The following is an 18943-nucleotide window of genomic DNA, read 5'->3' on the forward strand; positions in this document are numbered from 1 at the left end:
CGCGGATGTCGCAGCAAATCAAAGTCGCCGTAGCCGGCGCAGCGGGAAGAATGGGACGCGAAGTGGTCAAAATGGTGCTGGAGGATCCGTCGCTCACGCTTGTGGCCGCAATCGGCCGATCCGCATCCGGCGAGGATGCGGGTCGGCTCGTCGGTCTGCCCGAAGCGGGCGTCGCGATGACAGACGATCTGGAGCGGGCGCTTCGGGACAGCCGTCCGGACGTGCTCGTCGACTTCACGAACCCCAAGTCCGCCATGCCCAATACGATGACGGCGGTCAAGCTTGGCGTCAGGCCCGTCGTTGGCACGACAGGGTTCACGCAGGAGCAGATGGACGAGATCGACCGGGCGTGCCGCGAACGCGGAATCGGCTGCCTGATCGCGCCGAACTTCTCGATCGGCGCCCTGCTCATGATGAAGTTCGCCGCCGAAGCGGCCAAGTATATGCCTCATGTCGAGATTATCGAGTACCACGGCGACCAGAAACTGGACGCGCCGTCCGGCACCTCGATCAAGACCGCGGAGCGAATCGAGGAGACGCGGCGCGAGCTGCGTCAAGGAAACCCTAACGAGGAAGAAGTAATCGAGGGGGCGCGCGGCGGTTATTTCGGGGGCTTCCGGATACATAGCGTGCGGCTTCCGGGGGTTTTCGCCCAGCAGGAAGTCATCTTCGGCGGGCACGGCCAGACGCTCAAGATTCGGCACGACAGCTACGACCGTGCGGGCTACATGCCGGGCGTAGCCACGGCCGTCAAGAAGATCGTCGACGTGACCGGGCTCGTTTACGGCTTCGAGCATCTGCTCGACTGAATCAACCTTTTTAACCAATATAAATATCCCGCTCCCGGGAGAGGAGACGCGGTTCAACGATGCTGAATATCGCACTGATTGCGCACGATCGCAAAAAAGAAGAGATGGTGAACTTCGCGATCGCCTACGAGCAAGTGTTCAAGCCTCACAAGCTTTATGCGACCGGCACGACCGGTTCGCGCATCATGGAAAATACGTCGCTGCAGGTGCACCGCTTCGCATCGGGACCGCTAGGCGGCGACCAGCAGATCGGCGCGATGGTTGCGACCAACGAAATGGATTTCATTATTTTTCTTAGAGATCCGCTCATGGCCCAGCCGCACGAACCGGATATCATCGCGCTCCTTCGTCTGTCCGATGTGCAAGGTATTCCCGTCGCGACCAATGTCGCAACGGCGGAACTGCTGGTGAAATGCCTCGAGCGCGGCGATTTCGCGTGGCGCGAGCTCGTGCACAAGTACAAGCCCGGTATCGACGAATGAGCGACGCTGTGCAGCTTGACCTGCTCGTATTCGCTGCACATCCGGACGACGCCGAGATCGGCATGGGCGGCACGATCGCCAAGGCTTCGCGCGAGGGGCGCCGCGTCGGCATGTACGACTTAACCTTTGCCGAAATGTCGTCCAACGGCGACCCGAAGACGCGCCAGCGGGAAGCGGCCAAGGCGAGCGAATTATTAGGCTTGGCGGTACGCGGCAATCTCGGTCTGCCCGACCGGGGACTGAAGGCAGGCTCCGAACAGGTGGACAAGCTGGTCGAAGTCATTCGCAGGCATCGTCCGCGCATCGTATTCGCGCCTTATTACGAAGACCGGCATCCCGACCATACGGCATGCAGCCGGCTCGCCGAGGAAGCGGTATTTAATGCCAAGCTGCGCCGCTACCGTCCCGAATGGGAAGCCTGGTCGCCGGACGCTTTTTGCTACTACTTCATTAACGATATGCATACGCCCCAGCTGGTCGTCGATATTACGGAATACCAGTCGATCAAGATGGACGCGCTGTCGGCTTACCGGTCCCAGTTCGCCCCGATGGAGGAGACGCCGGACTGGGTGCCGACGCCGCTCACCGCCGGCTATCTGGACAACGTTGCCGCGCGCGACCGCCTGTTCGGGGCGCCTCACCGCGTCGCCTATGCCGAAGGCTTTATTGCCAAAGGCTCGCTGAAGCTGGATGGATTCTAACACCGGACTTCCGGTAATTTACATTGCATCGCCGGCGGTACCCTTGCATGGTCTCCTGCCTGGATTCCCTGCATGTCAGACCGCCGCTCACGCTCGGGAAGAAGGGATTCGCAAATGTTCAGACCGCTTAAGATCGGCATTACTTGCTATCCTTCGCTGGGCGGCTCGGGCGTCGTGGCTACCGAGCTCGGCAAGCTGCTTGCCGAGAAGGGACACGAGATTCATTTCATCACGCAGAGCATGCCTTTTCGGCTTGGCAAGTTTCAGCGCAATATTTATTATCACGAGGTAGAAGTATCGGATTATTACGTATTCCGATACCCCCCGTACGATTTGTCGCTAGCGAGCAAAATGCATCAGGTCTCTAAGCTGCAGGAGCTCGATCTGCTGCATGTCCACTATGCAGTGCCGCATGCGATTTGCGCGCTGCTGGCCAAGCAGATGTCCGGCGGCAAGCTCAAGATCGTCACGACGCTGCACGGTACGGACATTACGGTGCTGGCGCAGGACGAAACGCTCAAGGACATCATCAGGCTCGGCATCGGGGCGAGCGATGCGGTAACCGCTGTCAGTCAGGATCTGATCCGCGAGACGCAGGAACTGCTCGATATCCGGACGCCGATCGAGTTGACCTACAATTTCGTGGACAAACGCGTGTATTACCCGCGCGAAGTGTCGGACATGCGCAAGGATTTTGCGGAGCCGCACGAAAAAGTGTTGATGCACATCTCCAACTTCCGGCCCGTCAAGCGGACGTCCGACGTTGTAGACATTTTCGCGAAGGTTCATGCGGAACTGCCCGCCAAGCTGTTGCTAGTGGGCGAAGGTCCGGATCTGCCGAAGATTCAGTCCAAGATCCGTTCGATGGGTCTCGAGCATCGCGTGCACTATTTGGGCAAGCAAGACGATGTGGCCGAGGTGCTGTCGCTGGCCGATCTCGTGCTCCTGCCTTCGGAAAAGGAGAGCTTCGGACTCGTAGCCCTCGAGGCGATGGCCTGCGGCGTGCCGACGATCGGTTCCACCGCCGGCGGCATTCCGGAGCTGGTCGTCAGCGGGGAGACGGGTTTTCTCGCTCCGATCGGCCACACATCCGAAATGGCCGCCCACGCCGTGCGTCTGCTCTCGGACGAAGTTCTTTACGCGCAGTTCAGGGAAGCCTGCCTGATGCGCTCGCGCACGCAATTTTGCAACGATCTGATTACCGCCCAATATGAAAAAATTTATTACAACGTGCTTGGCATTTCGGCTCCGATCACAGAACCGGCCTGCGAACCCCGCTGACCGGTGACGGAGGCTCGCCGGATTCCGGCCGTTCAGGAGGCGATGGCCGTGATGAGCTACGAAGGCCCGCAATGGGAAGCGGGCCTTGAAGTGCTGCAAGCCTTGAGCCGATCGGGCAGCGAGGCCTACTTCGTCGGCGGCTGCGTCCGCGACGCCCTGCTCGGGATCGAAGCCAGCGACATCGATATCGCGACGTCGGCCGATCCCGGCGAAGTGCTGCGATTGTTTCCGGATGCGCTGCCTACGGGCCTGAAGCACGGCACCGTGACGGTTCGCCGTTCGGGCTTTTTTTTTGAAGTGACGACGTTTCGCCAGGAAGCCGGCTACAGCGACGGGAGACGGCCCGACGACGTCATTTTTGTGCGGGACGTCAGGGAGGATCTGGCGCGACGCGATTTTACCATCAATGCGATGGCGGCCGGTTCCGACGGCGCGATCGTCGATCCGTTCGGCGGCATGGCGGATCTGCGCGCGCGCATCATGCGCGCAGTCGGAGAGCCGGCGCAGCGGTTCGGCGAGGATGCGCTGCGGATCGTCCGCTGCGTGCGCTTCGCGGCCCGGTACGGCCTCACAGTCGACGAGCGGACCTGGGCGGGCGTGCTGGCCTGCCGGGACAAGCTTCCGCTTGTCGCGATGGAGCGCATCGGCGCGGAGCTCGACAAGATGATGGCCGGCGGCGATCCGGGCCGCGCATTCGCGCTGCTGCTGGCGGCTTCGCTGCCCGAGCGGTTCAAGCGGCCGCTGCCGGCAGCCTGGCTGGCGCGCCTGCGAGAGATCGTAGGAAATGACAGGGAGTGCGCGGAGCCCACTCGGGCGGATACGCGGGCAGCAAGTGCCGAACGGCCGGGGCTCGCTCGTTATATGCCCTCGAGCGCCGATGCCGATCTGCGCTGGGCGGCGTTATTCCTCGCCGGCGAGGCCTCGCCTGAAGCGGCTGAGGATACGATGAAGCGGCTTCACTTTGCGGGCAAAAGAATCAGGCGGATCATCGACATCGTCCGCTTGCACTTAAGCTTGCCGGCGCGATTCGATCCTGCGAATTGGCATCGGAGCTGGGCGATCGGCGTGCTCGATCGGGGGACCGAGGCCGCCGTGGACTGGCATGCGCTGTTCGAGGCCGAACGCGTCCGGGCGGCATTCGGCGTGCCCGGCGAGCTGCATTCTGCCGTGCCCTTATGGACTGCGGCGCTGCCCGCGGTCAGGGTAGCCGACCTTGCGCTGCGGGGGGACGAGCTGGCGGCCGCAGCGGGCAGGGCGCCGGGGCCCTGGATCGCCGTCGCGCTTCGGGAGCTGCTCGAGCAAGTCGCCTTGGGCGAGCTTAACAACGATGCGGATGCGCTGCGGACAGCATTCTTAAATAAGCATCGAGAGGGTTAAACGGGTCGACGCGCCCGGATAGAGAGGTGTGCATTCATGGAACAATCGCAGCTGTTGACGCTGCTTGAAGACAAACGGGGCGCGTTCGTGTCCGGCGAAGAGATCAGCCGGCTGCTTGGCGTCAGCAGAACCGCCGTCTGGAAGCAAATCCGCAGACTCGAAGCGGCAGGTTTCGAGATCGAAGCCGTGCCCCGCAAAGGCTATCGGTTGACCGGCAGGCCTTCCCGATTGAACGCGACCGAGCTTCAGAGCAGGCTAGAAACGTTTGCCTTCGGCAGGCACTTGCATATCCGCGAAGTCGTCACATCTACGCAGGACGTGCTGCGCGAGCTCGCCGAGGAGGGCGCGCCCGAGGGGACGCTTGTCATCGCCGAGCGTCAGGACAACGGACGGGGACGCATGGGCCGCTCCTGGGTGTCGCCGCCCGGTCGCGGCGTGTCGATGAGCCTGCTGCTGCGGCCGGACGTACCGTTGCAGCTGGCGCCCCAACTGACGCTGCTCGCGGCAGTGGCGCTGTGCCGGAGCCTGAGCCGCGAGACCGGCCTGCCGATCGGGATCAAGTGGCCCAACGACTTGCTCGTGGATGGCCGCAAGATCAGCGGCATATTGCTCGAATCCGCCACCGAGGACGAGCGCCTGCGATACGTGGCGGTCGGTCTCGGCATCGCGGTCAATCTGGATGCCGAAGATTACCCGGAGGAGCTGCTCGCGCGCGCAGCGTCCCTGAAGATGGCGGCGGGACGCGCCTTTGACCGCGCAACGCTAATCGCTTCCGTGCTGCTCGAATTCGAACAGCTGTATGCCGTCTATAAGCATCAAGGCTTCGAGCCGATCCGCATTCTTTGGGAAACCTACTCGGTGACGCTGAATCGCACCTTCTCTTTGAACGCCGGAAAAGGATTTTTCGACGGCGTTCCAAGAGGGCTGGACGAGAACGGGGGATTGCGCGTCGAGCTGCCGGACGGCCGCGTCCGCACGATCTATTCGGCGGAGATCGGCGATGCGGCGCCGCTGCGTGACCCCAAGGAGCAAGATAGCCGCTAGCGGCGCGACATCGGGGAATCGGACCGTTTACGACAAGTATCCGGTCTGCTATAATATAGCTCTCGGGCGGTATCATGACGAACCGCACTGAGACACATACTAACCAATGACGAGCTATGCCGAAAAGAACCGAATAACCGTGATGATTCGCGGCGGATTCTGCTCTGAGCCCAAGGGACCGAGACAGAAGGACGTGAAGCGTTCCTGCTGATAGGACACCTTCTTTGCTCATGGGCAAACGAAGGTTTTTTTGCGCGCTCGGATGGCTGGCCGCCCACAGAAGGGAGCCCTAAGATATGAGTCAACCGTTAACGCCGCCAAAAATGAAATCGATGAAAGCCCAGGGTTCGCCGATCGCCATGGTCACCGCTTACGATTATCCGTCCGCCAGGCTGGCCGAGGAAGCCGGCGTGGACGTCCTTCTCGTCGGAGACTCGCTCGGCAACGTCGTGCTCGGCTACGAAACGACCGTGCCGGTCACGCTCGAGGATATGATCTATCATACGAGAGCCGTCGTTCGGGGCGCTCCGCGGACGATGATCGTGACGGACATGCCGTTCGCCACCTACCGCGGGAGCAAGGAGCAGACCCTGCGCAACGCCGCGCGCCTGATGCAGGAGGGCGGCGCTCACGCGGTGAAGCTCGAAGGCGGAGCCGAGCTCGGAGACGAGATCGCGCTTCTTGTATCCGCCGGGATTCCCGTAATCGGCCATCTTGGACTGACGCCCCAGTCGGTGCTGCAGATCGGCGGCTACAAAGTGCAGGGCCGCGACGAAGCCGAGGCCGCGCGGCTGCTCGCCGACGCGAAGGCGCTAGAGCAAGCCGGCGCCGTAGCCGTCGTGCTTGAGCTGGTCGTCGAGCCTGCGGCGGCCGCCGTGTCGCGCGCGCTGTCGATCCCGACGATCGGCATCGGCGCCGGACGGGGCTGCGACGGTCAGGTGCTGGTCTACCATGACCTGATCCGGTACGGCTCCGGCATTCGCGACAAACGATTCGTGAAGCCGTATGCGGATGTCGGCGAGACGATCCGATCCGCCGTGTCGCAGTACGTAAGCGAAGTGAAAAACGGAAGATTTCCGGAAGAAAGCCACGCGTTCCAGACACAGGCACAGCCGCAAGAAAAGCCAACGACCAAATTGTACGGAGGCGATCCTAAGTGACGGCTACGATGACATCTGCTCCTGCGGTCATTCGCACGATTGCGGAGATTCGCGCTGCGCTACGCGCCTACCGGGCGGAGGCCGGCGCAACCGCATCCGTCGGCTTCGTGCCGACGATGGGATTTTTGCATGACGGCCACGCCAGCCTGATCGGCAGATCGGCTCGGGAAAACGGACTGACGGTGCTCAGCATCTTCGTTAATCCGCTTCAATTCGGCCCGAACGAAGACTTCGAACGCTACCCGCGCGACGAAGCCAGGGACTTGGACGTCGCCGCCCGCGCCGGCGCAAATATCGTCTTTATGCCGAGCGTCGCCGAGATGTACCCGACGCCGGCGGCCACGCAGATTACCGTCTCGGGCGTTACGGAGCGCCTGTGCGGCGCGAGCCGTCCAGGACACTTCGACGGCGTAGGCATCGTCGTGACCAAGCTGCTGAACGTCGTTCAGCCCGACCGCGCGTACTTTGGCCTGAAGGACGCTCAGCAGGTCGCCGTCGTCGAACGCATGGTCGCCGATCTCAATCAGCCGGTCGAGATTGTGCCGTGCCCGATCGTACGGGAAGCGGACGGACTCGCCATGAGCTCGCGCAACGTGTATTTGTCGGCCGACGAACGGCGCGAAGCGCTGGCGATCTCCCGGACGCTCGCCCAGGTGCCCGCCTGGATCGGATCGGGCATGAGCGCAGCGCAATTGACGGCGGCCGTGCGGGAAGGCATCTCAGCTTCGCCTCTGGCCGATATCGACTACGTCGAGGTATTGACTTACCCCGGCCTGCAGCCGCCCGCTTCGGACGCTGCGCTGGCGGGCTCCCGCGAACGAATCATCGTCGCGGCTGCGGTCCGCTTCGGACGCACGCGCCTCATCGACAACATTCTGATTTCTTTTCCGGAGGCGCATATCTGATGATGAGACAAATGATGAAGTCCAAACTCCATAGAGCGACGGTGACCGAAGCGAATTTGAATTATGTCGGCAGCATCACGATCGACGAGGATCTGCTGGAGCTGGTAGACATTTTGCCGGACGAAAAAGTGCAGATCGTGAACAACAACAACGGCGCCCGCTTTGAGACGTACACGATTCCGGGTCCGCGCGGCTCTGGCGTTATCTGCCTGAACGGCGCCGCGGCGCGGCTCGTACAGCCGGGAGACAAGGTAATCATTATCGCTTATGGTTATATGGAAAACGAAGAAGCGAAGCGGCACAAGCCGAAGGTCGCCATACTGGACGAAGCCAACCGCGTCGTTCAAATGATGGCGCAGGAGCCTCATTCGACCGTCGTCTGAAGCGTATGAAAGGCCTCCGGCAAACGCAGAATGAGCATTACAAATCGTCTGCGACTGGGGGCCTTATTCCGTGATTCAACCCTTTTTTTCCGCCATGAACGACGTGCTGGACCGGATGATCGAACGCTATCCGAATTCGACGCCGGACGAAAAGTTGGCGCTTGAAGAGCAATGGAACGTGTTAAAATCGATGAGTGATGATATCATTGAGTCATGGCTTGCGCTTGAGGAAAAGATGGGCGATTACAGGCGGCGGCGTCAAGCGGTCGATATCGACGGCCTGAACGCCGAGTCCGCCGTCCTTGCGGCGCCGACAGAATGGCCCGTTCCGTTCGTGAAGGGGCAGGGATATTTTAAGCTGCGCATGTTCCGCGAATGCGCCAGCCAGTTCGAACAGCTGCTTGACCAGTATGCGGAATGGTCGCTTGCCCGCTTGTATCTGGCGATGAGCCGGATGCATCTCGGCGAGTTCGCGGAAGCGCACCGCCACTTTCAATTCGTAGCCGGAACGGCCGACGAGCCCAAGCTCCAGGCGATCGCTTTCAACGCGATGGGCTGCGTTCAGGCGGTTCAAGCGAATATGGCGCAGGCGCAGCATTTTTTTCGCAAGGCGCTGGAGCTCGATCCCGGTTTCGCCGACGCGAAGCACAACCTGGACGCCTGTGTCGGCGATGCCGGCAGCGTTCAGCTCTCCTTCGGCAGCGCAGAGCTGACGGCGCTCGCGCCCGGCTGAGCCGCTCCAGGCAGCGTGACCGCAGAGGGCTTGCCCGAAGTTCCATGCCCGAAGGCGCGACGAAGGCGAAGTGCAGGAAAGGAAGTCATTCATGAAATTTGCGGTACTCGACTTCGAGACGACGGGAACGTCGTCCCAGCAAGATGAAATCATACAAATCGGCATCGCGGTCGTGGACGACACGGGCGCGCTGTCTTCCGTATATCAATCGCTCGTGAAGCCGTCGCGTCCGATTCCCGCTTTTATTACGACCTTGACGGGAATCGGCGATGCCGATGTCGCTGACGCACCGGCGATCGAGGACGCGGTGGCCGAGATGGTGCCGCTGCTTCAAGATGCCGTCCTCGTCGCTCACAACGCCGGCTTCGACGCCGCGTTTTTGCAGGCCGCTCTAGACAAGAGCGGTTATTTGCCGTTTTCGGGTCGCGTACTGGACACCGTAGACTTGGCAAGGCTGGTCTTTCCGTTTTTGCCGTCGTACCGGCTGACGGCGATTACGCATGGCCTTGGCATCGCGCACGACAGGCCACACCAGGCGGATAGCGACGCGCTGGCGACGGCCGAGGTGCTTGCGGCATGCATCGGACGGCTCAGAGCGCTGCCTACGCTCACGCTCGAGCGGCTGTGCGAGCTGACCGACGGCGAGCGAAGCGACCTCGGCTGGCTGCTCGCATCGCTGCGAGCGGAACGGGATACGACCTGGTTCGAAGAACCCGAAGGCTATCAGTACTATCGCCAGTTCGCCATGCGCATCGCCGACTGGACGGACGACGACGAAGGGCGCGAAGCCCAGCGGCTCCAGGCGGAGCGCGAGCTGTCGGACATGCCGTTCGAGACGTATCTGGACTCCGTCGCCGATCGCATGAAGGAGCTGTTCCCGGGCTACGAGCCGAGGGAAGGACAACGCATCATGTACGACGAGGTGCACCAGGCGCTGGCGGAAGATGCCCATCTGCTCGTCGAAGCGGGCACGGGAACGGGCAAGTCGCTCGGCTACTTGCTGCCCTCCCTTTATTATGGATTAAAAGAAAATAAAAAAATCGTCGTGACGACGCATACGATTCAGCTGCAGGAGCAGTTGCGCCAGCGCGATCTTCCGCTGCTGCAGGACGTGCTGCCCGTACCGTTCAAGGCAGCGGTGTTCAAAGGGCGAAGCAACTATATGTGCCTGCGCAAGTTCGAGCAGCAGATGCAGACGCCCGCTTTTGCGTTGTCGAGGGAGGAAGCCGTCGCGCGTGGCCAGCTCGCCGTCTGGCTGTCGGAGACCGAGCGGGGCGAAGCCGAGGAGCTTAATCTCGGGAGCCGCTCCAAGGAAGAGTGGAATGCCGTAGCAAGCGATGCGGACTCTTGCCTGAACAGACAGTGTCCCTGGTTCCGCAAATGCTTTTACCACCGCGCCCGTCAGGACGCCCTCAAGGCGGATCTTGTCATTACGAACCACGCGATGGTATTCACGGACATGCGCGCGGAGCACCGGCTGCTTCCCGCTTACGACAGGCTGATCGTCGACGAGGCCCATCATATGGAAGAGGTAGCGAGCAACCATCTCGGACGCCGGATCGGCTACGGCGCGCTGCCTGCCGCGCTCGCAAGGCTAGCGAAGGACGCAAGGACAGGCCAACTGCCGAACCTGATCTCACAGCTGACTGGCACGGCCGAGAGCGCGAGCGGCACGTGGGCGGAGAAGCTGGAGGAGCTGCTGCCGCGCGTGCAGGAGCTTCGGGAATCTTGGGAACAATGGACGGACAGGCTTTACGCGCTGCTTGCCTCAGGCGCCGCTGCCGACGAGACGGGTGGGCTTAGCTACCGGCTGAAGTCGGATGCGCTGCCGAGGGACTGGGATTCGATCCGCGTTGACGGGGATAATGTCGTGCTGCGGCTCTCGGATCTCGTGCGTCCGCTGGAGAAGCTGCTCGCGGAGATCCGCGACCGCAGCGAGGAGCTTGCCCTGCAGAGCCTGCTGACCGACATGAACGGCACGGTCAAGGAGCTGTCTTCCGTCCGCGGCGATCTGCAGTCGTTCGTCTCGATGGCGGAGGCGGAGTGCGTCTATTGGATCGAGGGACACAGCCAGTACAAGAACCGTTCGTTATGGATGTACATCGTGCCCGCAGACGTGAGCGGCCTGCTGAAGGAAGGCTTGTTTGGTCAAAAGGAAAGCATCGTGCTCACGTCCGCAACGCTGACGGTAGACAAGTCGTTCCAGTACGTCAAGGAGCAGCTCGGCCTTGACGAGGCGGAGCAGCAGGGAAGACTGCGTACCGCTCAGCTCCCTTCGCCGTTTAACTACCGACAGCAGGCGCTGCTGCTCATCCCCCGCGACTTTCCGTCAATCAAGGGAAGAGACGGCGAAGCCGCGTTCTTACAGGCGCTGACGACATCGATCGCCGAGGTGGCGACCGAAACCCGCGGCCGTATGCTTGTGCTGTTCACCTCGCACAAGATGCTGAAGACCGTTTACGAGCCGCTCAAGTCCGCGCTCGCGCCGGCCGATATTCAAGTGCTCGGTCAGGGAATGGACGGCAGCAGCCGAAGCCGGCTGACGAGCCAGTTCATGGAGCAGCCGCGCTCGGTGCTGCTCGGCACGAGCAGCTTCTGGGAGGGCGTCGACCTTCCGGGGGATGCCCTGACTTGTCTCGCGATCGTCCGGCTGCCGTTCCAGCCGCCGAACCATCCGGTGACGGAGGCCAAGAGCGAGCGTCTGACGGCGCAGCGCAAAAATCCGTTCATGAAGCTGTCGCTGCCGCAGGCGGTCATCAAGTTCAAGCAGGGCTTCGGCAGACTCGTGCGAACTGCCTCGGACAAGGGGATCGTCATCTTGTACGATACGCGCGTCATCGATACGAGCTACGGCAAATATTTTTTGTACTCGCTGCCCGGACCCAAAATGGAGCATCTGCCGCTCGCTGGCCTGGTGCCGCGCGTGAGAGAATGGCTGCAGCCGGCGAATGCAGCCGCGACCGCCGAAGCTGCGGCCGACGCAGAAGCCGGCTCCGATACCGGCTCCAATATCCGCTCCGATACTGGCTCCGATACCGGCTCCGATACCGGCGAGCAGGAGGACAAGACTCGGGAGAAGACCAAGCCCAAACGAACCAGAACGAAGAAACCGAAGCAGGAAAGCGATGCGACGGAAGGAGAAGTCACCAGTTGAAGCAAATCAAAATATCTGAAGCGGTCGTCCGGCGCCTTCCGATTTACCTGCGTTATCTGAATGAACTCAGCATCAGCGACGTCCAGACGGTGTCCTCGCAGGATCTCGGAGACAAGCTCGATCTCAATCCTGCCCAGATCCGCAAGGATCTTGCCTACTTCGGCGAGTTCGGGCGTAAGGGCGTCGGCTACAATGTCGGATACTTGATCGAGAAGATCCGTCATATTCTCAATCTCGACCGTCCGATCCATGTGGCGCTCGTGGGCGCCGGCAACCTTGGCCGGGCCCTTTGCAACTACAATATGTACCTGAAGGACAATATGAAGATCGTATCGGTGTTCGACGACGATCCGGCCAAAAAGGGCGTGGCGATCGGCCATTTGACCGTTAACCCGATTCAGATGCTTCCGCACGAAGTAAAGGACAAGGACATCTCGATCGGAATCATCACCGTGCCGGCGAGCGAAGCGCAGAAGGTCGCGGACCGCTTCGTCGAAGCGGGGATCCGGGCGATCCTGAACTTTGCGCCGACGGTGCTGAAAATACCGGCAGGCATCCGCATTCACCACGCTGATTTTACGAGCGACCTGCTAAGCCTGGCTTATTATATGGATCACGATCTGGATTCGGACGGGGCGAAGGAGCGCGGCTTATCCGAAGACGCAGTAGAAGTAGAAGTAGAAGTAGAAGTAGAAGTAGAAGTAGAAGTAGAAGTAGAAGTAGTAGAAGGAGAAGGAGCGGGAAAATGAAACGTTGGCTAATCGAGAACGGCATTTTTGCGGAGCTGTCCGCGGAGCGGCAAATTTTCGAGGGGTGGCTATTCGTTGAGGGCGGTTATATCACCGCCTCCGGCGAAGGCGACGCCCCGGCGGAGCTTCGCGATCAGGCGGAGGAGGTCGTGAACGGCAAAGGACTGCTGTTCCTGCCCGGTCTGATCAATACGCACGGACATGCGGCGATGTCGCTGCTGCGCGGACTGGCGGACGATCTCGTGCTGCAGGATTGGCTTGAGAATCATATGTGGCCGATGGAAGCGAAATTTACGGGCGAGGACGTCTATTGGGGCACATCCCTTGCCGCCGCCGAAATGATACTGAGCGGAACGACGACCTTCGTCGATATGTACGATCATATGGACAAAGTCGCCGAGGTGGCGGTCCAGGCGGGTCTGCGGGCTACGCTTACTCGCGGCGTTATCGGACTTTGTCCGCCGGACGTCCAGACGGCGAAGCTAAACGATGCCGTGCAGTTCGCGAAGGACTGGCAGGGCGCGGCAGACGGCCGCATCCAAGTGATGATGTCGCCGCATTCGCCGTATACTTGCCCGCCCGACTATATCGAACGCATCGTGGCCGCGGCACATGAGCTCGATCTGCCGCTGCATACGCACATGTCCGAGACCGCTGCCGAAGTAGCGCTCAACGTCAAGCAATACGGCGCGCGTCCGGTCGAGCATCTGGACAAGCTCGGGCTCTTTTCCCGTCCGTCGCTCGTTGCCCACGCCGTTCATCTGAACGACGACGAGATCGCGCTGCTCGCGGAGCGCCGCGTCGCCGTCTCGCATAATCCGGTCAGCAATCTGAAGCTGGCCAGCGGCGTAGCGAGAGTGCCGGATTTGCTAACCGCCGGCGTGACCGTCTCGCTGGGAACGGATAGTGCGGCCAGCAACAACAATCTCGACCTGTTCGAAGAGATTCGGCTTGCGGCGCTGCTCCATAAGGGCGTAACGGGCGATCCGACGGCGGTTCCCGCTGTAGAGGCGCTGCGCATGGGCACGCTGTACGGGGCCCGTTCGATCGGTCTCGGCGACGTGACCGGCAGCCTGCGTCCGGGCTTTAAGGCCGACATCACCGCCGTTTCGATCGACAAACCGCATTTTATGCCGCGCACCGATTATATTTCCCATCTCGTCTATTCGGCCAGCGGCGCGGACGTTGCCCATGTGTGGGTGGACGGCAAGCGCATCTTGCGCGATCGCGAGCTGCTGACGCTTGACGTCGAACGGATTCGCTTCGAAGCGCAGCGCTGCTTCGAGAGGCTGCGGGGATGACGCCGAGCCGCATCGCGGAGCGGAGACGGCAGTCGCCTTGGACAGGTTGGCGGCTGAGCTTGATCGTCCTTGGCTTTCTCGTCTTCGTTGCGGTCGTATTCGTCGTCTATATCCGGAGCGCGGATGCCGAATACCGGGTCGAGGAACGCGCTGCGATCGCCAAGGCCAAGCAGGAAGCGGGGCTTAAGAAGATCGACAGCGTCTCCAAGCATGTATGGGACGATTCGGTCTGGGTCGTCGAGGGCAAGGACGCCTCGAATACGGCCTGGTTCGTATGGGAGCGTCAGGACGGTTCGGTCAAGGAGAAGGTTGCCGACGGCTTGAGCGAAGACGGCATCAGGGACCGCTTTAAAGCGGATCGTCCCGGCAAAAAAATCGTGCGTCTGCTGCCGGGCTGGTTTTCGGAACAACCAGCTTGGGAGATTCGTTATATCGACAATCCCGATTCCAAGCGGCAAGCGATCGTCTTTTATTCCTTCAAGGATGGAACCGCGCTTAAAACGTACAATTTGGTCTCATAAAATAAAAAAAGCTTTAAGTAGATCGCTTTAAAATTCGAATATTTACGGCCTGCGCTCCTTATGGCGCGGGTCTTTTTTTTTGTGCGACCTATCTTTTACCCCGTTCGCAAATATTTGACACAACTTTTTAAGCGTTGATATATATTTAGTCTATCAATATATGATATACTATCTGATGTATTGTTGAAGCAGAGGGCGTAATGACAACATTTTATATCAGACTAAAGGAGGCCAATGCCTAAATGAAATTGCGAATCCTTCCTATAGCGACGACGGCCGTGGTATCGGTGGCGCTGTTGTTCGGCGGATGGTTTGCTTATCGTCATTATGGCGTGGAGCAGCCGCTAGACCGTGCTGCGGCGAAAGTGCCAGGCGTCGAATCGGCCAGCTCGAACATGAATGCGGACAACGTTACGATCAAGGTGAAGCTTAGCGATTCCGCGGATTTGGCGGATGTATATAGAACGGTCAAGGAAGAAGGCGCACGTGCGATCGGCTCGAAGAGCTTGAAGCTGATCGCGGAGAATTCGGACAATGAAGCGCTCGAGAAAATCTGGCGTTCGGCATTGTTCGACGTCGCGCAGGCGATGGACCGCAAGGAATATACCGCTATCCGCGATGCGATGGCCAAGCTGCAGGAACAAACGCCGGGGCTCACCGCTTCGACCGAGATCGACGAGGAAAACGTGTATATCAGCCTTCGGCTTTCCGGCAGCGCCAAGTTCGTGATTCTGCCTCGCCAGGGCGAGCAATTGGAGGTGTGGCCGAATGCGTAATTGGAGATCCTACGGCAAAGAGATCGCGATCGGCTTCGTGCCGGTATTCATCGTCTTTATGATCTTCATCGGCGTGCCCGCGCTCCCGCTGCTGCTCGGCGCTGGGCTTGTTACAGGCCTGCTGTTCATGGCCAAGTCGCGCAGCGGCATGGCGTTCGGCGGCGCCGTGCGCAAGGGGCCGTCGCGTCCGCCGGCCTACTTGACCTTCGAGGATATCGGCGGGCAGGAACAGGCCAAGCGCGAACTCGTTGAAGCGCTCGACTTTCTCGTCCAGCGCGAGCGCATCGCCAAGCTCGGCATCCGTCCGCTGAAGGGCATCCTGCTCACGGGCCCTCCCGGAACGGGCAAGACGCTGCTCGCCAAGGCCGCGGCCAAGCATACTAACTCGGCGTTCGTGGCGGCGTCCGGCAGCGAATTCGTCGAAATGTACGTCGGCGTCGGCGCCGGCCGCATTCGCGACATCTTCCGCCAGGCGCGCACGTTGGCTGCCAAACAGAAGCGCGACAGCGCGATTATTTTCATCGACGAGATCGACGCGATCGGCGGCAAGCGCGACGGCAGTCAGAACAAAGAATACGACCAGACGCTGAACCAGCTGTTGACCGAGATGGACGGCATTCAGGGAGACGAGTCGGTTCGCGTGCTGATCATCGCGGCCACGAACCGCAAGGAGCTGCTCGACAACGCCCTCACGCGTCCCGGACGCTTCGACCGGCACATCCAGGTCGACATGCCGGACCGGCACGGACGCGAGCACATTCTTCGCCTGCATGCGAGAAACAAGCCGCTGGCCGAAGAGGTTTCTTTGGACAAGGTTGCCGAGGAGACGTTCGGCTTCTCCGGCGCGCAGCTTGAGAGCGTCATGAACGAAGCCGCGATCTACGCCATGCGCGAGGAGAGCGAAGTGCTCAGACCTGCGCATCTGGCGCAGGCGATCGATAAGGTCATGATGGGAGAACGAATGGATCGCGAGACGACGAGCGAGGAGCGGGAGCGCGTGGCGCTTCACGAGCTCGGCCATGCGATCGTCGCCGAGCGCGTGCGGCCGGGCAGCGTCGCGCAAGTGTCGCTTACGCCGCGGGGCCAAGCGCTCGGTTATGTGCGCCATCATCCGCGCAAGGATAGCTATCTGTATACGAAGACCTACCTCGAGGCGCAGATTCAGATCGCGCTCGGCGGCGCCGTCGCGGAAGAGCTGCATTACGGCGGCCGGAGCACCGGCTCGCGCGGTGACTTCGATCAGGCGACCAATATCGTCAAGACGCTGATCGAGTCTGGCATGACGGAGCTCGGCATCATTCATCCCGAGGCGCTGACCGCAGAGCAATGGTCCAAGGAAAACGGACGGATCCTGGACGCCTTGACGGACAGCACCAGAAAGCTGCTGTCGAGTCATATGGAGACGTTCGCGAATTTGCTCGCCATTTTGATTCGCGAAGAGACGCTGTCGGGCGACGAGCTCCGCGCGCATCTGAGCGCTGCGGCTGCCTGACCGGCTGCAACGAGGCTGTCCCGCTTAGCCGAGCAAGGCTGCGGGGCGGCTTTTTTTCATTCTTCTTCCTGCCAACGGGCGCCTGATTCGGTCGGGGGCGACAGGAAATGACCGATCCAAATAATTGTGGTAACATAATATTTTGAACCGGAAGTCATTTGTCTTCGTCCAATAATGAGGTGGTTGTTTGCAGAACTCTGACGCCAATTTCGAATACTTAAAATATATGAGCGATTCCGACGACAAAAAAACGGTGCTCCACGAGCTCATGACCGCTTACGGCAAAGAGGTGTGGAATTTCGCCTACAGCCTGACGCGCAAATGGGACGTGGCGGACGATATTACGCAGGACGTCTTCGTCAAGGTGTTCAAGAACCTGGACACGTTCCGCAGCGACTCGTCCATTCGCACCTGGCTCCTGACGATCACGCGCAATACGGTGATCGACCATCAGCGCTCCGCCTTTATCCGGCGCGTGTCGCTGACGGACTGGAGCCTGGACACCGGACAGCGGCGCTCCGTCGAGGACGACGTCATCGAACAGTACGCGGTGAACGACCTGTGGAAGCAAGTGCTCAAGCTGCCGGTCAAGTCGCGCGAGGTGCTGATCCTGTACGCGCACCATCAGCTGTCGCTGAAGGAGATCGCAGATGTGCTGGGCGTGACCGAAGGGACCGTCAAGTCGCGGATGTTTCACGCTCGTCGCAAAATCGCGAAAATGAAGGAGCGCAACGGCCATGGAACCGAATGACAAAGACCTCAAACAGCAGCTATCGCGGGGCCCGCTCATCAAACACGGTTTTGACGCGCGGCTCGTCGCCCGCATCGAAGAAGCGATCGAACGACCCGAGGGGCGCCGGCATCCGCTGCTTCGGTTCGGCTGGCACGGCGCGGGACTCGCGGCGATGGCCACGCTGCTTCTGTTCGCTGGCTTGTGGCATTGGTCGTTCGGCTCCGGCGGACCGGGAGGCACGATCAACCTGCAGGGAGCCGGACAGACCGCCGGCACGGAAGCCCCGTTGTTCGCCGATGCCAATGCAGAGCTCCATTCCGCGCTGCTGCTCGGCCTTCGCGCGGATCCGAAGAGCGAGGACGGCAGCGTCGCCAGCAGCTATCGCACGCTCTTTATCGCGCCGACGGACGGGCAATTCGAGCTGGAGGCGCAGGGAGACGGCATCGTGATGCCTTACGGCCAAAACTTCTGGAAGATTGAGTCCGTAGCTTCTGAAGCGGACAGCGCGGCTGCCGCTCAGAAGCTGATCGCCTATCCCGTGACGGGCAAGGATGCCGGCAAGACCGACCTGACGGCGCTCCGCGAATCGTCCGCGTCGCCACTGGCCGAACGGCTGCTGTTCGTCGGCAACAAATACGTATCGGTGGAGCAGAATCCTTCGGATGCCCCCAATCGTGTCTATCGGTGGGTGAAGGACATGGACCAATTGGTTGCAAGCGCGCAGCGCACGACTTTCGAGCCGGCATCGGAGCCGCATATCTCGCTGGAAGAAGCGATGGAAACCGCGGAGGCCACGGAGACGCCGGTCGCCCAGAAGGATGCAGCGCCTTCCCGCAATACGGAGCAATGGTCGATCATCCGCCGTACGGGCAGCTGGGTGGCGGCGGCGGCGGACACGGCCGGGCAGCCGTACGCCCCTCTCGCGAACAAGACGCTGACGGAGCTGTCGACGCCGCTGCCCGATTCGATTAACAAATTCGACACCCTTTATCCGACCTGGTCCCAGGTTCTCCAGATCGAACCGGGCGCCAAGGACGCGTATTCCTCGCCCAATGAGGACATGCTGGTCATCGTACTCGACGATGAGCTTGTCGTTTACCCTTACCATATGCTGGGCGGCGATCAAGATCCGCTCCGCATTCCGCTTCAATCCAACGAGTCGCTGATCATGGCCCAATGGGCGAAGGAAGACAAATACTTGGAAAGCTGGAAAAAACAGCTCGCTACAGTGCTTGTTGACGATGCGGACGCTCGCAGCGTGAAGTGACAGAATAAAGGCATAAGGAACACATTTCCAAGAAATACGATTTTGAAACAGCTGCAATTCGTTTGACGGCGAATT

At 60.7% G+C, this 18943-nt stretch carries 18 protein-coding genes; all 18 read left to right on the forward strand.

Annotated features, from left to right (window positions below; genetic code table 11):
- The first annotated feature begins 5 nt into the window (after window positions 1-5).
- The 18 genes from dapB (at window position 6) to KB449_RS11205 (ending at window position 18868) form a co-directional block, all read left to right on the forward strand.
- A complete protein-coding gene (gene dapB / locus KB449_RS11120) occupies window positions 6-809 on the forward strand; it encodes a 4-hydroxy-tetrahydrodipicolinate reductase (protein ID WP_282908433.1) in 804 nt (267 codons plus the stop codon).
- 59 nt (window positions 810-868) lie between these two features.
- Window positions 869-1291, forward strand: a complete 423-nt coding sequence (locus tag KB449_RS11125) for a methylglyoxal synthase (RefSeq protein WP_282908434.1) — start codon at window positions 869-871, stop codon at window positions 1289-1291.
- The gene (gene bshB1 / locus KB449_RS11130; RefSeq protein WP_282908435.1) at window positions 1288-1992 is read left to right on the forward strand and encodes a bacillithiol biosynthesis deacetylase BshB1; all 705 of its coding nucleotides are present in this window, start codon (window positions 1288-1290) and stop codon (window positions 1990-1992) included. The genes KB449_RS11125 and bshB1 overlap by 4 nt, the downstream gene beginning before the upstream one ends.
- Window positions 1993-2106: 114 nt before the next feature.
- The gene (gene bshA, locus KB449_RS11135) at window positions 2107-3273 is read left to right on the forward strand and encodes an N-acetyl-alpha-D-glucosaminyl L-malate synthase BshA (RefSeq protein WP_282908436.1); all 1167 of its coding nucleotides are present in this window, start codon (window positions 2107-2109) and stop codon (window positions 3271-3273) included.
- Between the two features lie 51 nt (window positions 3274-3324).
- Window positions 3325-4650 (forward strand): CCA tRNA nucleotidyltransferase, encoded by a 1326-nt coding sequence (locus tag KB449_RS11140; RefSeq protein ID WP_282908437.1) that lies wholly within the window; start codon window positions 3325-3327, stop codon window positions 4648-4650.
- Between the two features lie 36 nt (window positions 4651-4686).
- A complete protein-coding gene (locus KB449_RS11145; protein WP_282908438.1) occupies window positions 4687-5694 on the forward strand; it encodes a biotin--[acetyl-CoA-carboxylase] ligase in 1008 nt (335 codons plus the stop codon).
- Between the two features lie 296 nt (window positions 5695-5990).
- A complete protein-coding gene (gene panB, locus KB449_RS11150; RefSeq protein ID WP_282908439.1) occupies window positions 5991-6854 on the forward strand; it encodes a 3-methyl-2-oxobutanoate hydroxymethyltransferase in 864 nt (287 codons plus the stop codon).
- An 8-nt stretch (window positions 6855-6862) separates the two neighbouring features.
- Window positions 6863-7759 carry a pantoate--beta-alanine ligase gene (gene panC / locus KB449_RS11155; protein ID WP_282912794.1) on the forward strand — a complete coding sequence of 299 codons (897 nt, stop codon included), beginning with the start codon at window positions 6863-6865 and terminating at the stop codon, window positions 7757-7759.
- The gene (panD, locus tag KB449_RS11160) at window positions 7759-8142 is read left to right on the forward strand and encodes an aspartate 1-decarboxylase (RefSeq protein WP_282908440.1); all 384 of its coding nucleotides are present in this window, start codon (window positions 7759-7761) and stop codon (window positions 8140-8142) included. The genes panC and panD overlap by 1 nt, the downstream gene beginning before the upstream one ends.
- A 70-nt stretch (window positions 8143-8212) precedes the next feature.
- Window positions 8213-8875: a hypothetical protein gene (locus tag KB449_RS11165; RefSeq protein ID WP_282908441.1), complete on the forward strand. Its 663-nt coding sequence runs from the start codon at window positions 8213-8215 to the stop codon at window positions 8873-8875.
- Between the two features lie 91 nt (window positions 8876-8966).
- Window positions 8967-12029 (forward strand): ATP-dependent DNA helicase DinG, encoded by a 3063-nt coding sequence (dinG, locus tag KB449_RS11170; RefSeq protein WP_282908442.1) that lies wholly within the window; start codon window positions 8967-8969, stop codon window positions 12027-12029.
- Window positions 12026-12778: a redox-sensing transcriptional repressor Rex gene (locus tag KB449_RS11175; RefSeq protein WP_434082501.1), complete on the forward strand. Its 753-nt coding sequence runs from the start codon at window positions 12026-12028 to the stop codon at window positions 12776-12778. Before dinG ends, KB449_RS11175 begins: the two co-directional genes overlap by 4 nt.
- Window positions 12775-14079, forward strand: coding sequence for an amidohydrolase (locus KB449_RS11180; RefSeq protein ID WP_282908443.1), 1305 nt, complete (start codon window positions 12775-12777; stop codon window positions 14077-14079). The genes KB449_RS11175 and KB449_RS11180 overlap by 4 nt, the downstream gene beginning before the upstream one ends.
- Entirely contained in the window at window positions 14076-14600 is a 525-nt protein-coding gene (locus KB449_RS11185; RefSeq protein ID WP_282908444.1) for a cell wall elongation regulator TseB-like domain-containing protein, read from the forward strand. The genes KB449_RS11180 and KB449_RS11185 overlap by 4 nt, the downstream gene beginning before the upstream one ends.
- Window positions 14601-14842: 242 nt before the next feature.
- Window positions 14843-15376, forward strand: coding sequence for a hypothetical protein (locus tag KB449_RS11190; protein WP_282908445.1), 534 nt, complete (start codon window positions 14843-14845; stop codon window positions 15374-15376).
- Window positions 15369-16868, forward strand: a complete 1500-nt coding sequence (locus tag KB449_RS11195; protein ID WP_282908446.1) for an AAA family ATPase — start codon at window positions 15369-15371, stop codon at window positions 16866-16868. Before KB449_RS11190 ends, KB449_RS11195 begins: the two co-directional genes overlap by 8 nt.
- A 226-nt stretch (window positions 16869-17094) precedes the next feature.
- Window positions 17095-17619 (forward strand): RNA polymerase sigma factor, encoded by a 525-nt coding sequence (locus KB449_RS11200; protein WP_282912795.1) that lies wholly within the window; start codon window positions 17095-17097, stop codon window positions 17617-17619.
- Window positions 17606-18868 carry a hypothetical protein gene (locus KB449_RS11205; protein ID WP_282908447.1) on the forward strand — a complete coding sequence of 421 codons (1263 nt, stop codon included), beginning with the start codon at window positions 17606-17608 and terminating at the stop codon, window positions 18866-18868. The genes KB449_RS11200 and KB449_RS11205 overlap by 14 nt, the downstream gene beginning before the upstream one ends.
- The last annotated feature ends 75 nt before the right edge of the window (window positions 18869-18943 follow it).

Origin of the sequence: Cohnella hashimotonis (assembly GCF_030014955.1) — a bacterium.
Lineage (GTDB): Bacteria > Bacillota > Bacilli > Paenibacillales > Paenibacillaceae > Cohnella > Cohnella hashimotonis.

What these genes read in the sequence shown, in the direction of transcription:
- dapB (WP_282908433.1), top strand. Translation starts at nt 6, where the DNA reads ATGTCGCAGCAAATCAAAGTCGCCGTAGCCGGCGCAGCGGGAAGAATG.
- KB449_RS11125 (WP_282908434.1), top strand. Translation starts at nt 869, where the DNA reads ATGCTGAATATCGCACTGATTGCGCACGATCGCAAAAAAGAAGAGATG.
- bshB1 (WP_282908435.1), top strand. Translation starts at nt 1,288, where the DNA reads ATGAGCGACGCTGTGCAGCTTGACCTGCTCGTATTCGCTGCACATCCG.
- bshA (WP_282908436.1), top strand. Translation starts at nt 2,107, where the DNA reads ATGTTCAGACCGCTTAAGATCGGCATTACTTGCTATCCTTCGCTGGGC.
- KB449_RS11140 (WP_282908437.1), top strand. Translation starts at nt 3,325, where the DNA reads ATGAGCTACGAAGGCCCGCAATGGGAAGCGGGCCTTGAAGTGCTGCAA.
- KB449_RS11145 (WP_282908438.1), top strand. Translation starts at nt 4,687, where the DNA reads ATGGAACAATCGCAGCTGTTGACGCTGCTTGAAGACAAACGGGGCGCG.
- panB (WP_282908439.1), top strand. Translation starts at nt 5,991, where the DNA reads ATGAGTCAACCGTTAACGCCGCCAAAAATGAAATCGATGAAAGCCCAG.
- panC (WP_282912794.1), top strand. Translation starts at nt 6,863, where the DNA reads ATGACATCTGCTCCTGCGGTCATTCGCACGATTGCGGAGATTCGCGCT.
- panD (WP_282908440.1), top strand. Translation starts at nt 7,759, where the DNA reads ATGATGAGACAAATGATGAAGTCCAAACTCCATAGAGCGACGGTGACC.
- dinG (WP_282908442.1), top strand. Translation starts at nt 8,967, where the DNA reads ATGAAATTTGCGGTACTCGACTTCGAGACGACGGGAACGTCGTCCCAG.
- KB449_RS11180 (WP_282908443.1), top strand. Translation starts at nt 12,775, where the DNA reads ATGAAACGTTGGCTAATCGAGAACGGCATTTTTGCGGAGCTGTCCGCG.
- KB449_RS11185 (WP_282908444.1), top strand. Translation starts at nt 14,076, where the DNA reads ATGACGCCGAGCCGCATCGCGGAGCGGAGACGGCAGTCGCCTTGGACA.
- KB449_RS11190 (WP_282908445.1), top strand. Translation starts at nt 14,843, where the DNA reads ATGAAATTGCGAATCCTTCCTATAGCGACGACGGCCGTGGTATCGGTG.
- KB449_RS11195 (WP_282908446.1), top strand. Translation starts at nt 15,369, where the DNA reads ATGCGTAATTGGAGATCCTACGGCAAAGAGATCGCGATCGGCTTCGTG.
- KB449_RS11200 (WP_282912795.1), top strand. Translation starts at nt 17,095, where the DNA reads ATGAGCGATTCCGACGACAAAAAAACGGTGCTCCACGAGCTCATGACC.
- KB449_RS11205 (WP_282908447.1), top strand. Translation starts at nt 17,606, where the DNA reads ATGGAACCGAATGACAAAGACCTCAAACAGCAGCTATCGCGGGGCCCG.